Genomic DNA, 15,105 nt, shown 5'->3' with positions numbered 1-15,105 from the left:
TAACATCAGCATAGGTGATTATATTGTCGAAGGCGCACCGACAAATGCATCTAAACCACTGCGCAAATGCTCTGGCAAATCGTCCCGTAGATCTGCGGCCATCGCTGCCAGGTCGCGCGCCAGATCGGGGGCATCAGTGACGTCCTGAGGCGCCTTGTAACCCATATAACCCGCGACTAGGACATGAACCGGTGGATGGGTACGCCAGTAATCGGTCATATGGCCCACCATGACCATGTCCCAATCACGCCGAAGCGTGACCGGGCTTTGGCCGGTACTGGCGATCAGGTGAGCGTAGAGTTGGCCCCAGTCGAAGGGGCCTGGCCTTCCCCCGGTGCTGGCTCTGTGACCTCCAAGCCCGAGGCACTCATAACAGCATCCAGCGCATCACGCATGTTGCGAAGATCCAGAAGGGCTGCCACTTCTGCGCGCTCAATGTCGGGGTAGTTACGACGCAATGCCGCGTGAGTGGCATCGATCACCGTTGCGATACTGTCACGGTCCATGTTGCCGGCCATCACCGCGTTGATCCGCTCCAGCAGTTGCTCCAGATCCCCCAGCGAAAGGGGTGGGATGACGAGCGTTTTCCCTGGAAACGGGAACGAAACGCCGGGGACATTCACGACCGTCATTCGTTGGCACTCCAGTAGCACACCTCGCCGAACTCATCCGCGTAGCCGGTGAATTCAAAGTCCGGGATGGTGTAATCATCCTGTTTGGTGGCGATACCCAACTTGTTGCTGACAAAGTTCGGCACGCGCACGTACACAGTCTTGCCCTTGTATTTCAGGACCAATTCGCCCTGGAATACCGGCATGTCACCCATGGGTAGGTTTTTCACCGACAGACTTTTACCCGTCGCAACGGTGTAGCGGTAATCAATGAACACCGACTTGGCCACGTCTGCAGCGGCAAATGCATATTCCCCCGTGGCAGCATCAAAGGTGTACTGCCCCGCGATCGGCGCGCTCAGTACCCGTACGTAAGGGATCGCACCGGCGCCCCGTACCCCAAGATCACCCGAGAGCGTCCCGCCCGCCGGAGGCTCCACGGTAATGGTGGCCCCTGCAGGCACCGCTGTGGGCTCCGTGGAGTGATGAACTAACACCTGGCCGGTGGTCAGGGTCTGCCCGAACACCAACTGATTCCACTGCAGCAGGCTGATCTGGGCAGACTTGGCCTTGCCCGTCAGCTTGCCCTGGCCCCGTGCCGCGTCGACCGCAAACTGCTCGCTGCCGAACAATTCCTTGGAATCAAACGACAGATCCACCGAGGCTTCTTGCATGATGCCTAGCAGGATGGGGGTCGGCGCAGAAATGGCATTGCCATAGGCGTCCATCAGCGGAGTCGCGTAAAACAACCCGCTGCCGAATGCGATTTGCATAATGTGTTCCTCAGTAAAAGGTAGGTCCGGCCGTCAGGTCGCCGGTGTTGCACAGGTAGGTGAAGCGGTAGCGCACCATGCAGTTGCCGGCGGTGTTGTCGCCCTCGTCTTCGATCCAGTCGATGTAGAAGCGCTGCACCCGATCCGCCTCCTCAAAGGCTTCCTCTGCCATCAGGACCGCATGCACGGCAACCTTGACCAAGTCGGCGACCTGATCCCAGGCAGCACCTGTGACCGTGTCCTCCCGGGCGATGATTTCCACCGTCAGCTCGAACTGGTTGCGATCCACTGCAGCGCTTTCGCGCTCACAGGTTTCAAGGTCAGGGCGCAGCACGATCGCCGGAGTCATGTCCCGTTTGATCGCCTCAGTACGACTGCGATACACCCGGTCTGCCGCCAACGTACCGGCGCCCAGAATCAGCGCCTGCGCCTTTGCGACGATGCGTTCTTGAATCGAGGGCATGAGGTTAAACCTTGGTGAGGGAGGCCAGGCTAAAGGCGCCGTCATCGATCATCCGGCGGTCACGGACGCGAAAATTCACGCCGGCTACGGTGATCAGTTTTGGGTTGTCGATGCCCAGGCGCTCGGCCTCGGCGGTGATGACCAGGATCTCGTAACCGGTCGACTGGCTATTGATACCGCCCATGCCGTGGATTTCGTCCGGCATATCCCGCGCGGCCAGAAACGGCTGACCATCAACCATCCCGCCAACGTCGAAGTCCTCAAGGAAGCCCTTGAGATCTTCGTCAAACATCAGGGCTCACCTTGGCGGGCTTGCGTCCGCCCTCACCCACAGCGGAAGGTGCCGGTGCTGACTCGACCACCAACACTTCCAACTGGTGGCGAAAGCGCTGGGCCACGTCATCAGGCAACTCGATCACGCCCCCCGCACCGGTCAGTTTGTCATCTGGCCCGCGAAAGGAGCCGGATAGCACCGTGTAGGATTTATTCGGCATTACGCTCTCCTGCGACCTTGTCCAGTTTCGACAACCGCTGCCCCAATGCCTTGTCCGGTTCGCCGGGGATCACAATCACCTCCCCGGCTTTGAACTGAACAGGCGACACAATGGTGTAGCGACCCTTCTTGTTTTCGACCGGCTCCAGGTTATGCGCACGCGCACTGGCCTGGGCCGCATTCAGGATCAGTTCCCCCCCATAAAGGGTGATCGTCTGTTCCACGCGGTATTTCGGCATATCAATGCCCTCAGTGAGGTGTCAGGCCGAAAGGCTTACGCCACCAGTTGGTTAAGAACGGCATACTGCCAGCGCCCAAAACCCACGTTGCGCCAGGTGTCGACGCCGTACTGATGAGCATCGTTGTCGAACTCGTACTCCGAGCCCTCGGCCTTGGCTTTCATGGCCACGTCGGTTTCCTGTTGGCGGATGAATGCTTTCAAACGACCATCCGTGCGGAAGGTCACGAACTTGTCCTGCCAGGCGTTGAGGCGCACGTTGCCCACCACGCGAACCACCACGTTGTCCGGCATGACGATCTCGTTAATGTTGGTACCGCGCGGCACGCTGAGCGCCGTCTGCGCAACGCTCAGCAGGTTGAACGGCACCATCACCAGGAACTCGCGGGCCAGCTCGTTGATGGGTTCGCCCTGATCATCCTTCAGGCTGGTCAGTTGGGTGATGGATTTGGCGACGGCCTGCTGAAACTCTTCGACACTCGGCCGGGTTGGGGTACCGGAAGTCCCCGCCGTCAAACTGGCAAGACTGGTTGTGATCTTGTTGGACTGCACGCCGCTCTGACCTTCTTCGTGGTCGGTATCGAAGAAGTACTGGCCGTCATAACAGGTCTGGCTTTCACCGTTGAGCAGCAGCACCGACAGCAGTCGCGCCCAGTGCGCGTTGGTGCGGTCGGCCAGCTCGCCCAGGCGGATGCGCAACTGTCCGGTTTTGTCGCGGCGCAGCTCTGTGACCAGCACTTCGAGGGTGGCTTCAAAATGCAGGTTTTCGATTTCGAGATCAGCGCTGATAAAGCCCTTGGCGTGGCGACCACCAATCCATTCACGCAAGGTCGGCACCATGCCGATCCATGGATAGGTTTCTTTGGCCTGGTCGGAGTCGAACAGGTTGGACACGGCGTCGATCCAGTTCGACCCCACATTCTGCTCGAGCAGTTCGTAAAACATGCCGATGATGGCACGGCTGGAAAGTACTTCAGCACCCATGGGTGATTCTCCTGAAGAAGGATACGGTCAGAGAAAAGTTTGAAACCGGGTTGAGTGATGCGTCAGGCCGCTGCGGGGATGGCCTGGGCGGTGAACTTGACGATGCCGACGCCGGTGCGCACGAACCGGTGAACATGCCCGATCAGGCTGTTACCAGCGGCGGTGAGCGCAAATGTGCCGCTGTCGCTGGCATACACCGGCTTACCGATGTCGGTGATCGCCAGCGCAGTGACGGGCAGTTCAACTTTGCCCACTTCGCGAAGACGCACACGCGCTGCTGCAGCGGCGCCAATTCGATTGTCGACGCCGCGATCGGCGAAGCCCACGAACAGATCCCCTGCCGCCAGAGGTCGCGCAAGGCCGTTAGCCGCGACAATGCCGACCGCCGAACCTTCGAAAATTTGCACGCCGGCCGCGACCGACAAATCGTTGATGTCCCCGATCTCATAAGCGCGGGGGGTGTCGAGTGTAAGAGGCATAGGATTCTCCAGAGCCATGGGTGGAAAGGGGTTACCCGGTACTTACTTTTTCAGAACCTTGACCAGGCCCCGCTCGGTGGCCTTGCGGTAGCCGTGATAGGCCTCGAAGGTGCCAAACTCGGCGCGCAGCTCCTTGTCGCCGTCCCAGGTAGCCTTGGCGCGTTCCTCCAGCGGCGCCTCTGGATCCTCCTTCACAGCCTCTGGGGCTGCCGGTGGCGTCAGCACGTTGGGCACTGGCGCAGGCGCCTGGGTGCGAATGTCGGCCAGCGCACCGGCGCGTTTGGTTTTTTCGGCGCCGATGACCTGCGCCGCCGCTTCGGCACCGCTGGTTTTGCCGTCGAACTTGAGCGTGGCGATCAACTCCTCGTGCCCGGGCAGCGCGGCGGCTTCCACCGCCTGGATGCGTTCGCACTCGGCGCGGGCGCCGGCAGCTGCACCAGCGGCATGCGCGTCATGTTCCAGGCTGGCGAGCAGCTCGGCATGATTCGCGGCCAGGTATTCACGGTTAATAACGGGTTTATCTGCAGTTGGAGCGGGTGCGTTACTGTTGGTGGTAGTAGACATAGGTCTTTCTCCAGAAGAACTGCTGTTGAACTCGGCGATGAGTTGTTCAAGGGTGGATTCACGGTCGGCCATGCCCAATGCCACGGCATCGGAGCCAATCCGCATATCACCCTGGCCGAAGTCGGCCAAAACGGTTTCAACACTGACGCCACGGTAATTGGCGACGTCCTCGACAAAGATGTCAGTCAGCCGGTCGACATGGGCCTGCGCTACTGCCCGCCCTGACTCGGTACCGAAGTCAGGACGCTTTTTCGGGCTCTGGCTGCTGACAATCTCAAAACTGCCGTCGTCGTCGCTTTTGCGCACCGTCAGCACCGTGCCGATGGAGCCCACTGCGCCGGTGCGGCTCATGACGATTTCATGGGCTGCTGCAGCTATCCAGTAGCCAGCGCTGGCCGCGTTGCCGGATACATACGCAACTACCCGCTTGGGCGAGGCGCGGATCATCTGGCCGAACTCAGCGATGCCACTGGCAATACCACCGGGGGTGTCCATCACCAGGATGATGGTGTCGGTGCGCGGATCGTCGACGGCGGTGGTGAACTCCTTGGCCAGCACATCCAGCGACGTCGCACCGGACAGCGCCGTAAACAAGTTGGCGTAGCGGAACACCGGGCCGGTGACGGGCAGCAACGCCACATTGCCGCGCTGGTTCACCGCGCGGCTGTTCTGCAGGGGTTTACCCTGCCTGGCCTCCAAGGCTTCCGGGCCTTCATGCTCCCGGCGGGCGATGGCGGTGATGGTCTGCAGCATGTCCGGGGTGATGGCCCAGGGCTCGCGTGATACCAGGTCGAACGCCGTCACCCGGTGCACGGGAGGTGCATCGGTTGGGTTGTCGCTCATAGTTAGGTCCGTTCAGGTAGATCAGGATTGGCCGCAGGCTCATCCTCGGGGCGAGCCGTTGGTGACACGGATAGGCCGTCATCGCGCCTACGCTTCACTTCAAGCGCACGCTGTTCGTGGTTCTCTTCCCAGTCGCTGCCGTCGTAAAGCATGGATTCCTTGGCGAGCGTGCTGACACCAATATCGATGCGCTTTTCGGCGGCATTGATGTCTTTGAGAGGATCAACGGTGCCAGGACCATCACCCACCCACAGCGACCCGCTGTACGCATAGCGCAGCAACGGGTGGTCGAAAAACCCAGGAGCCTCAATGTCTCCCTGTGCCACGGCCTCTTCAAGCCAATGCTCGTACACGGGCTGGCAGAAATGTTGGCCCAGGAAATCACGGCAACCGCGAACGAACTGCCAAGCCTCCATCACCGCAGCACGTGCGGCGGTGTAACTGGCGGTAAAGTGCTTGATCAGCACCTCGTAAGGCAGCTCCAGGGCCATGCCGATCTGTCGAAGCATGGCGAGTACGAACGGATCGAATGCCATGTTCGGGCGACCGGGTGATGCGGTATCAATCGACGCACCGTCGTCCAGTTCGGCGACAATGCCGCCACTGAGTGAGCCGTCCCAACCGCCCTGGTCGCGCCCGGCGGGTTTATCGCCACCCACCGGGGTGTTGCCGCTGACGGCCGATGCCAGAGGGCTCAGATTGCCGCCCTGCCCCGGTTTGATGAACACGGCGAAGAACGCAGACACCACCGCCGCTTCCAGCTCGGCATCGGTGTAACGGTCCAACTGCTTGAGCTTCTCGATCACCGGCGCCAAGTACGGCACACCGCGTGGCTGGCCCACCCGACGACGCCGGTACACATGCAGCAGCACGCGACCGCCACGCTCATTGAAGAACGGACGATCATCCCAAACGCGCTCTTTGACGCCGAGTGCCCCCGGGTGACTGCGCAAAATGTGAGCCCTGATCGGAGCACCATCGGCGTCACGCTCAATGCCGGCCGTGAGGGCTTCCGTGTCGGCCTTATTGCTAGGGTTACAAACCCGGTCGGCCTCAATCAGTTGGATGCACGCCGAGTAGTGCTGACCCGGTTGTTCTTTGTGCGTGAGCAACGTAAAGACGTCACCGCTGCTCAGCACAGATCGCCAGGTCAGATCCTGCAGACCATAGAAATTCTGCTCGCGGGTGATGTCGCAGCAGGTGGTTTCCGCCCAGGACTTGAACAGCGATTCGGTTTTGCGCTGCCACTCCCTGGCTTGGTCTTCGTCCCAGCCCAAAATCGAGCGATTGACCACTGACTTAAGCGCCAGGCCGGTGCCGACCGTTTTCGTCGTCACCGTATTGATCGCACCACCACCGATGGGGTTGTTGCGTTCAAGGTCTCGGCAGCGTTCGCGAAGCGTGGGCAAGTCGGGCAGCAGATCTGCTGCCGCACTGCCTGCCGTCGGGGTCCAGGCGCTCAACGTGCGCTTGGACTTCGACGCGCCGCTGTAACCGCCCAAGGCAGTCATGGTCAACCGGGCGTGCATGCGCTTGGCGCCGCGCTCGGGGCTGAGCCAGGTGATGGCCTTATCCAGCAGCGTCGGCTCTGGCACTTTCGGCGCGCGGCTCATCGCGGCGTAATCCCACGCAGGACGATCCCCCGAGTGCGACCGCTCTCCAGGCGATCAACTTGCTGTTGCCAGTAGTCGATCGTCTTGGTGATTTCGGCAAGGTCGGCGTATTCCAGTTGCCGGGTGCCGATGCGATAGCTCTGCTTTTGGCTGACCTTCATGCTCGCATCGAGCCAGGCTTGCAGCTGGCCCTGCGCTTGTTCCAGGGTGATAGCCATGAATTAATTCCTGCGTTGGGAGAGCACGCGCATTGCACTACGGCGCCCAGAAACAACTCTCCCGCCAGAGGGCGGGAGATTGGGTGGTTCGACTGGCGGTGTTGGTTCCGGATTACCCCCGTCCGTATCGGGATCGGGATCTGTCTCGGATTGATCAGACTCGGGCGGGTCAAACAACGCCCCCTGACGGATCTGTGCATCGAGCCCTGCCCAGTCATGCTCGCGCATCAAGTGCGTTTTCAGGGAGCGGGCCGCGTGCAACGCATACGTCTCGCAGTCGGTACCTTCGTTGGGTTGGCCGGACTTTTTCTGCCAGACCTTGCGGTAGTGGTGTAGCCGGCTCGGCGCCTTCACTTCGGCAGTGATCTGCCGGAAATAATCGGGGCGCACCGTTTTGTAAAAGTGCATCCGACCGGGACCGTTCCCCGTCAACGGCAGCCGCCCCTCAATCCACAGGTCCTTGGCCCGAGACGTACCAACCATATAGGGGCGTAGGCCGTATTTTGAGGCCTTTTGCTCTTTGTCCGTATCTACACCTTGCCGAGGCGCACTGAAGATCTCCATTCGTTCATCAGCACGGGTATTACCACGCTCACTCGCCCCCTTGATCGCCATCACTCGCCTGCGCTGATGCTTACGGCAAAACGCATACGCAGCATCTTGGGTAATAGTGCCGTCCGAAGTATCAAGCGACACTGCCATCACTCTCAGCTTGGCGCCGCAGGCGTGTGGGATCGGCGCAAACAGCAACTTTTCCAGATCCAGCCAGACGCCCTGGTCAGGTAGCACCACCTCGCCGTAGATCTCCCCCCAGTAGATCAGCCAGGATTCCTCGCCTCGGCCCCAGGCCCGCATCACCACCGCCAGACGATCGTGCTGCACGTCGACCCCCGCGGTGATCACCAGCCCCCCCATGGGCACAAACATTTCCGGGTAGTCCTCCGCTCGCTCAGCCAGTTTATCGGCCTCAGGCAGGTCGGATTTGTACTCGTAGGCACGGCCCTGTTTCTGGTTGACGAACTTGATCAACACCGATAGGTCGCCCAGCGATGCGCGGTGTTCTGCATTGAGTTTCTCGCGAACAATTTCGGCCAGGTGGGTACCGGGTAAACATGCGTAGAGTTCGTTGAGTTCAATGAATCCAGCGCGCCCGAAAAAAGGTTTGGTCGGTACCCAACCGCAGTAAGGATCGCCCGCGTCAATCGCATTGAACACCGTGTTGCGGATGTTTTCTTTTCGCTGGTAATCGTCCCAAATATCGCCACAGTGCGGGCAGGCGTAGCCAGCCGTTTCCGGATCCGCACGCCCGTAAATCTCGTGGGGCTGTACCTCCTCTGGAATATCGAGCCACCGAATGTGGGCAAAGTCCAATACGTGAGCCTGGCCGCAGGCATGGCAGATAATCGGCAGTACCCGGCAGTCAGTAAGCGCCAATCGAGCCTCGGTCTTGCTCGCGCCCTTGATAGCAGGCGTCCCACCAACCAACATTTTTGAACCGGGATAACGCTTACCGCGCTCCTCCAGCAGGGCGACCGCATCCCCCTGCCCCTTAACGTCATCGCTGGTGTCGTCCGGTTCTTCCACCACCGACAAGCCAACCGATGACGTGGATTTGACGTTACCGGGAGAGTTCGATGCCACCAATTTAAGAAACCCGCCGGGGAAGTTCTTGTGGTCCCAGCGATTGCCCGCAGTGCGGCTGGTATTGACCGGCATCAACTTCGCCACTTTTTTGTTGACGTTGACACCGAAGAAGATCTTTTCGTCATGAAAGTTTTTGCCATCTTTTTCCCTGGGAAACAGGATCAAGATCGGGCGCGGCAGGTGCTGGATCACTTTGAAAAGAAAACCGATCAGGAACCATGTCCAGCCGATCTGTGCGGCCTTCATCAGGTCCACTTCACGGACCTTGGGATCGTCCAGAGCAGCGGCAACGCCAAGGAAGTAAGGTGTGTATTGGAAATCATAGAGGCCGCGCAACACAGCACCCTCAGCAGGTAAGTGAAATTCGGTACTCAGATACTGCGCCGTCGGGATGTCACGCGGCGGGCTGAACTTCGTCGCTGCTGCCAACAAGCTGCGCGCCAAGGTTTTGCGCATAGCCTGCAATTCGCTCGAGTGTAGGTCCGACAATTTTGTTTACCCCTGCTCGATCTACCGTGACTTTCAGCACGTTGTCGATGTCCTGTATGAGTCGCTCAATACAGCCCAGATATTCAAGGTTGGCGTAGCTGGTCCAGTCGGATAGGACCTGCTCAGCGTCATCTGCCGGGATCAATACGCGCAACTTTTCGTGATACACCAACCGCCCGTTTGCCGCCTTCTGCTCAAGGTCATCAATGCGAGCTTTGTTAAGCCGTTCAAGTTGGCTGCCCCCGCGCCCAGCGGCTTTTTCGCGCAAATCGCGGATATAGGCGGTACGAATATCGGCAAGGCTTACGGCCTGCCAGTCCAGGTTCAACCGCTTGAGTACATCGCGCGCAGCACGCTCACTCATATCCAGGTGCTCGGCGATTTCAAGTTGGGTTGGCATGGTCTGGTCCTGTTACAGAAGGGGAAGCGGAACCCCCTATGTCGGGTTGAATCTGCAAAAAAGTCGGGGTTCGAATTACCCCGATGGCCCCGCTGCCTGGAAGGACCCATTGATTTAGGGTCGCAGGCCGACCTGCCAAGCCAAAACCCCGACAAATCATTGAAAATTCGAAAGTTTTTTAGAAAAAATGCACGAGACCGACAAGAGGTCAACCTCGCTCCATCTCCCGTGCCAGGGCGCGCCGGAACAGCGGCTCGAACTCGGCCTCGGCGACGCGATTGGCTACCCCGTAGAAGTCAAAGCGCCGCCGATACGTCGGGCGCTTGACGAAGATCAGGATGGGCCGTGCCCCGTTGCCGATCCGCTGCCAGATACCCAAAGGGCCGGTGCCGTTGCCAGGTCGACCTACGAAATAGTCCGGTGCGTTGCGGTTACGGCGCCGGCTGCGCTGAGTGCGGTTGGCCATGAAGCCCGACACCCGCTCAGCTGCTCCGAGTGCGGACAAGATCTGCACGATCTGGCCGCGACTGATATTGCCGTTGCCATCCATCCTGGCGCGCCGACCAGGGACGGCGTACATGTCAGCTGGCATCAAGCCGTAGTGGATCAGCGCTTTCTCAAATCGCTTATGTGGCCGGTTGCCACCGTCAATGTGCACCGGCAAGTACTTGGACGCGGGCACGCCTGAGCTGGCTTCGTCCTTGACCCACACCCGGGCAAACAGGCGGCTGGTCGTGGCACTGCGCTTGAAAACCGAATTGAGCGTCCACCGTGTGGGCCTATCGAACACTCGCTCAAGCTCGGCCTTCTCAGCTGCCTGGACGCGTTCGGCGGTGAAGGTTAGCGCTTTGGCAGCGGCTATCGGCACCTTCGACTTGCTGAGCCCACGCATCTCCCTAACGATCTTGTCGATGTTGTCACGCAACTCAAGTCGCATCATGGTCATTGCCCCTGGATGCTTATGGTCCAGCTTCACCGTTGGCTTGCGCTTCACGCAGACCAAGGCGCTTGGCCGCCCAGCGCTCGTACAGCCCGATCGCTACGTCTGCCCCTGCCATCGCCGTGAGGCATCCCAGCGCACCGGACGTCCAGATCGACATGCCTGCCGCATACAGCAGCATGATCGCCGATACCCCGCACACCACGCAGGCGCCGGACCGAAGGGCCAATCGTCGGATCAATGCCCAACCACGCGTCCCTTCCTTGTCCGCTCGCCACATCTCGCCCGACACACCGCCCACCAGGGCCAGGACGATCACTAACCAGATCGGCATTTCTGCCAGCGCTTGCTGTTCGTTCGTCATTGCCTTGCCCCTTAAACGAAAAAGCCCTGCGCTGGGCAGGGCTTGAGTGAGAAGTTAGTCCGATTAGGTTTGAGGGACGGGTACCTCGTCAACGCTAATGCAGTGCTCAATATCCGTGATTTTCTGGAGAGCTTGCTCAGCAGTTGAATACGCGCCAAACATTCGCCCTTGATAAAAAACAACCCATGCAAATTGGATGTCCGCTTCACCAGAATGCCCAACCACCAACGTCTTGAATCTTTCAGCCAAGTCGTCGACATGCATCTGTGCCATGCCACGCAAAACCATGACGCTCTCCCTGAGTGTAGTCAGAGGCCCTATTTTTCAGCCTTCGACAATGTGAGCGCAAAAAAAAACCGACTCAATGGTCGGGTTAAGACCACTCCTCAGTCCAGCCCCCAAATGAGAGGGATGGAGGGCGGACTGAAGAATGGCGGCGCAATCATATCAGAGCTTGATGAGAATTCATCATCGCGTTGACGTGCAAACAAAAAGCTCTGCACTAGGCAGGGCTCAAAGCATTGTCATGCTAATGGATGGGACGCTCATTGCTGTGCAAACTCAACCTTTTGCTTCTGTCGAGATAGTTGTATCCAGCATTGGTAACACGCTGAATACGCACATTCGGCGCTTCCCCATCAGCGTTAACACAGCCCATGTCGACGAGCAGCTCAATGTGGCCATCCACAATAACGGCAGACCACTGGCCTAGCTGCTCAGGGGAGAAGCGACCACGAATGTCCTTCGCTGATGCATCAATCCTCCACTCCTCTGAGTCCTGAATGCACACCTCTAGGATTTTCACCAACAGCCTCTGATCTCGTTCCATCTCTTAGCTCCAAAGGACAATTTATCTGTACGGAGTCGTACGCCTGAGGAGAAATGAAAAAACCCGGCGCGAGGGCCGGGTTTTTGGTGAGGTCGCTGGTTGCGCACCTCTTTGAACATGACTGATTTATACCCCTCCAGTCCGGTGGCAGCAAGAGCTCAGCGCTGCCACCCTGCAATCAACGGCAATCAACGGCAATACACCAGCAATCAACGGACATATAACGTTACTGGCTCTAGCGCCGCAGGCATGGACCCTCTTGTCCCACTGATTTCAAAAGAGGCGCGACGTCTGAAGCACCGATGAATCAAAGCGGCGCCCCTCCGTCCTACTATTTATTACTTTTTCCATGTAAAGGGAGAATTAATAAACGCTGCGCGTACGCGCGCGCGTATGTGGGTGTGTGCGTCACATGCGGGAAAGATGCAAAAAAGGTGGGACGGTGGGCCATCATCAATTAACACGCGGCGCGCAGATGACCCACCCGCCAAAACACTAGCCGGTCGTACAGGGACGCGCCGCGCCATCAAGCTACGCGCTCCAGCAGCATGCCTGCGATCTCCAGATGTGCCGAATGCAAGCGCGCATAGAACTGCGTTCGACCACACCCACAGTGCGCCCATTTTTGGCGTTCTACGCTTTCACGGTTCAGGTAATGCTCTTGCACCACTTGGGCCAGATGCCAGGACAGACGCTTGTTTACGATCACCTCAATGTCTGCACTCCATGGCAGCAGCATCTTCGAACCGCCACGTGTGCCTCGAATCAATTCCCCCCGGCAATCGATCAATTGACCCAACATACTGCTGGCAGACCCGTCAGGGCCACCGCCACCGTGCATGTCGAGCGCCCACAATTTCAACATCTCATCCATTTCCGGGATCAAAATGCGGTCTCCTGCCTGGGCACCGCCGACCCTCGCTTCCACTCCGGCGGTTTCACATACTCATAGCTGCGCACACCACGCACACAGTTACCCTTGCGCCGGCGGGGCCAATTCATCCGATGCATAATCTTGCCGATGCGCATTTGTTCGGGTCTACCCCAGTGGCTTGGGTCGATGTTAAGCGCATGCTCAAGCAAGTGCGCGCCTGTCACCGTATCGCCAATATGCTTGTCGGCCAGGTAGCCGACCACCAGGTCTTCCCACATATCAGCCTGATAACGCTGATCCTGCTCAGCCGCAAACACATCAGCCTCATCGCGCTCCACCCACCATATGTCACCTGCGCGAAAACAGGCTAACGCTTCGGCCCAGAGTTGATCACGGTCGGCTCTCAGGCCCTCAAGATCAACTTTTGTACACATCACCGGCCAGTAACGGCGGTTGCCCGTGTCGTCCTTCAGGTACTCATCCTGGTTGGTCGTGCCGATAAAAACGCTCTGCCGGGGCACATCCAGCATTCGCCGGCCATAGCTCTCGCGGTAGGTGTCGATGGGCGATGAGACGAACTGCTTGGCCTTGGTCGACTCTGCCTTGTTCAGTGAGTCCAGCTCGGCCATCTCAACAATCCACTTGCCTCGGATCGCCTGATAGGCGTCTTTGCTGCTCAGGTCAAACGATGTATCCATGAACCACTCGCCGCCTAATACCCGCGCAGCCGTGGATTTCCCCTCGCCCTGCAAGCCTTCCAAAATCAACATTGAGTCAGCCTTGCAGCCAGGTCGACAAACGCGGGCCACCGCAGAAATCATCCAGCGCTTGCCCACCTTGCGGGTGTACGAACTATCCATAACACCCAACCGATCCTGCAACCAACGCTCAAGGCGTCGCACGCCATCCCACTCAAGGCTGTCTAGATACTCTCGCACCGGGTGGTATGAGTTGTCATTCGCCACCGCACTGACAGCCTCAACAACGTGGGCAGTTTTCACCCGTAGCCCGTAAACATCAGCAAGCCACAGCGCCACCCTGATGTCGTCAAGATCGGTCCAGTCCCCCTTACCACCGCCATACGGAGGTGTACGCAGCTTGCGCGTCTTCGAACTGAACGAATCCCAGGCGATTACGCCGGCCCAGCGTTTATCGTTACCCAGAATCAATGCCACGTTGAATGGGTGTACGATCAATCCTCCTTTTTCAGAATACTGCAGCTTCTCACGCCACCCCTCATCGGTAGAGGGTCGAACCACCGCCAACACCTGGCGGCGCACCGTGTCCATGCCCTCAGCACAGTGCAAATCGTTAAAATCCGTCCAGCCGTCTTCCCGGTCGTTGTCGAATACCGGCATAACCACCTGCCCACCGACCACAACCGACGCATTGCCAGCCTTGATTACCCCCGCGTTATACGGGTGCCCATTCACTACAGTCTTCCAATCATCATCAGCGCAAAACACCAACTGCCGGCCGGGATACTTTGTGCGCATGGCTTGTGCCACCGGCAGCAAGTTGCCGGCATCAAAGCAAATGCACACCGTCAGTGAGGTCGCCATGTGCAGGCTGGCGCCTGTCGCGTATCCCTCTGCGATCAAAATCACGTCGCCCGGCTCTGGCTCGGGGCCGATCAGATGAAACGCGCCTTCTTTAGCCAAACCGTACGGCCAGTAGGTTTTGTTCCTGCCCGTAGCAGCCTGCTTTTCCGGGTACAGCACTTGTAGCCCGACAATATCGCCCTTCACATTGCGCATCGGCACGAAAGCCGTACCGCTCTTTGCCTTGTAACGCAGACCGATGCCGACTACCCGCTTGGCATCCAAGTAACGCGAACCGCCCTTTTCAGATAGGTGCTTCCACATACCAGCAGCGCGCCGGGCGGCAGTGCGGTGCTTTCGGTCCTCAGCCAGGGCGGCCTTGCGCTGGCCTTCCTCGGCCCTGGCGCGCATCACCGCTCGATCTTCAGCGCTCAGCCGCCCGCCCTTTGGCTTGATCTTCTGCCAACTGCCTTTTTCACCCTGACGCCAGTCGCCAAAAGCGCCGCAATACAGTGTTTTGCCGTCACCAGTCAGATGCTCATAGATCACATACCAACCCGTTTTCTCCGGGGCCTTATCACCGTCGCACTCGCAACGCGTTCGCTTACCAATCACCAGTGGGGTTTCTGGTTTAAGCCCGTAGTGCTGCAACTGGGCCAACACATCATCGAGTAGTTCGTGATTGGTCATGCTCGCACCCCACGCCGGTCTGCCAGCTCCTGGCAGTCAGTGCAGCGCGTACAGC

At 58.9% G+C, this 15,105-nt stretch carries 20 protein-coding genes; all 20 read right to left on the bottom strand.

Translation table 11 applies throughout. The annotated features are described in order from the left end of the window. Positions 1-18 precede the first annotated feature (18 nt). Complete coding sequence (locus tag BLW22_RS03355; protein WP_141122928.1) at positions 19-219, bottom strand: hypothetical protein; 201 nt, start codon at positions 217-219, stop codon at positions 19-21. 65 nt (positions 220-284) lie between these two features. Beyond that, a complete protein-coding gene (locus BLW22_RS03350; RefSeq protein WP_074844133.1) occupies positions 285-632 on the bottom strand; it encodes a hypothetical protein in 348 nt (115 codons plus the stop codon). Next, positions 629-1,384, bottom strand: a complete 756-nt coding sequence (locus tag BLW22_RS03345) for a hypothetical protein (protein WP_235865553.1) — start codon at positions 1,382-1,384, stop codon at positions 629-631. The genes BLW22_RS03350 and BLW22_RS03345 overlap by 4 nt, the downstream gene beginning before the upstream one ends. A gap of 10 nt (positions 1,385-1,394) precedes the next feature. Further along, positions 1,395-1,847 (bottom strand): hypothetical protein, encoded by a 453-nt coding sequence (locus BLW22_RS03340; RefSeq protein ID WP_074844126.1) that lies wholly within the window; start codon positions 1,845-1,847, stop codon positions 1,395-1,397. Positions 1,848-1,851: 4 nt separating this feature from the next. Further along, positions 1,852-2,139 carry a hypothetical protein gene (locus BLW22_RS03335; protein WP_074844124.1) on the bottom strand — a complete coding sequence of 96 codons (288 nt, stop codon included), beginning with the start codon at positions 2,137-2,139 and terminating at the stop codon, positions 1,852-1,854. Beyond that, positions 2,132-2,341: a hypothetical protein gene (locus tag BLW22_RS03330; RefSeq protein WP_074844122.1), complete on the bottom strand. Its 210-nt coding sequence runs from the start codon at positions 2,339-2,341 to the stop codon at positions 2,132-2,134. The genes BLW22_RS03335 and BLW22_RS03330 overlap by 8 nt, the downstream gene beginning before the upstream one ends. Continuing rightward, positions 2,331-2,579, bottom strand: coding sequence for a hypothetical protein (locus BLW22_RS03325; protein ID WP_065899730.1), 249 nt, complete (start codon positions 2,577-2,579; stop codon positions 2,331-2,333). The genes BLW22_RS03330 and BLW22_RS03325 overlap by 11 nt, the downstream gene beginning before the upstream one ends. Positions 2,580-2,614: 35 nt before the next feature. Then, the gene (locus BLW22_RS03320; RefSeq protein WP_074844120.1) at positions 2,615-3,562 is read right to left on the bottom strand and encodes a Mu-like prophage major head subunit gpT family protein; all 948 of its coding nucleotides are present in this window, start codon (positions 3,560-3,562) and stop codon (positions 2,615-2,617) included. 62 nt (positions 3,563-3,624) lie between these two features. Further along, positions 3,625-4,041, bottom strand: a complete 417-nt coding sequence (locus tag BLW22_RS03315; RefSeq protein ID WP_074844118.1) for a hypothetical protein — start codon at positions 4,039-4,041, stop codon at positions 3,625-3,627. 42 nt (positions 4,042-4,083) lie between these two features. Then, entirely contained in the window at positions 4,084-5,448 is a 1,365-nt protein-coding gene (locus tag BLW22_RS03310; protein ID WP_074844116.1) for a S49 family peptidase, read from the bottom strand. 2 nt (positions 5,449-5,450) lie between these two features. Then, on the bottom strand, positions 5,451-7,061 hold the full coding sequence (locus BLW22_RS03305) for a phage portal protein (protein ID WP_074844114.1): 1,611 nt from the start codon (positions 7,059-7,061) through the stop codon (positions 5,451-5,453). Further along, the gene (locus tag BLW22_RS03300; protein ID WP_074844112.1) at positions 7,058-7,279 is read right to left on the bottom strand and encodes a DUF6148 family protein; all 222 of its coding nucleotides are present in this window, start codon (positions 7,277-7,279) and stop codon (positions 7,058-7,060) included. The genes BLW22_RS03305 and BLW22_RS03300 overlap by 4 nt, the downstream gene beginning before the upstream one ends. 3 nt (positions 7,280-7,282) lie before the next feature. Beyond that, positions 7,283-9,379 (bottom strand): phage terminase large subunit family protein, encoded by a 2,097-nt coding sequence (locus tag BLW22_RS03295; RefSeq protein ID WP_083381315.1) that lies wholly within the window; start codon positions 9,377-9,379, stop codon positions 7,283-7,285. After that, on the bottom strand, positions 9,318-9,812 hold the full coding sequence (locus BLW22_RS03290) for a hypothetical protein (protein WP_053130817.1): 495 nt from the start codon (positions 9,810-9,812) through the stop codon (positions 9,318-9,320). The genes BLW22_RS03295 and BLW22_RS03290 overlap by 62 nt, the downstream gene beginning before the upstream one ends. Before the next feature lie 208 nt (positions 9,813-10,020). After that, positions 10,021-10,752, bottom strand: coding sequence for a hypothetical protein (locus tag BLW22_RS03285; RefSeq protein WP_143045090.1), 732 nt, complete (start codon positions 10,750-10,752; stop codon positions 10,021-10,023). A 19-nt stretch (positions 10,753-10,771) separates the two neighbouring features. Then, a complete protein-coding gene (locus BLW22_RS03280; RefSeq protein ID WP_065927355.1) occupies positions 10,772-11,116 on the bottom strand; it encodes a phage holin family protein in 345 nt (114 codons plus the stop codon). 63 nt (positions 11,117-11,179) lie between these two features. Beyond that, positions 11,180-11,404, bottom strand: a complete 225-nt coding sequence (locus BLW22_RS03275) for a hypothetical protein (RefSeq protein WP_074844110.1) — start codon at positions 11,402-11,404, stop codon at positions 11,180-11,182. A gap of 241 nt (positions 11,405-11,645) precedes the next feature. Continuing rightward, the gene (locus BLW22_RS03270; protein ID WP_074844108.1) at positions 11,646-11,945 is read right to left on the bottom strand and encodes a hypothetical protein; all 300 of its coding nucleotides are present in this window, start codon (positions 11,943-11,945) and stop codon (positions 11,646-11,648) included. 526 nt (positions 11,946-12,471) lie between these two features. Next, positions 12,472-12,831: a PA0613 family protein gene (locus BLW22_RS03265; protein WP_074844106.1), complete on the bottom strand. Its 360-nt coding sequence runs from the start codon at positions 12,829-12,831 to the stop codon at positions 12,472-12,474. Next, the gene (locus BLW22_RS03260) at positions 12,828-15,050 is read right to left on the bottom strand and encodes a VapE domain-containing protein (protein ID WP_074844104.1); all 2,223 of its coding nucleotides are present in this window, start codon (positions 15,048-15,050) and stop codon (positions 12,828-12,830) included. The genes BLW22_RS03265 and BLW22_RS03260 overlap by 4 nt, the downstream gene beginning before the upstream one ends. Positions 15,051-15,105 lie beyond the last annotated feature (55 nt).

Source organism: Pseudomonas marginalis (genome assembly GCF_900105325.1).
GTDB classification, from domain to species: domain Bacteria; phylum Pseudomonadota; class Gammaproteobacteria; order Pseudomonadales; family Pseudomonadaceae; genus Aquipseudomonas; species Aquipseudomonas marginalis.
This window is presented reverse-complemented; position numbering and strand designations above follow the sequence as displayed.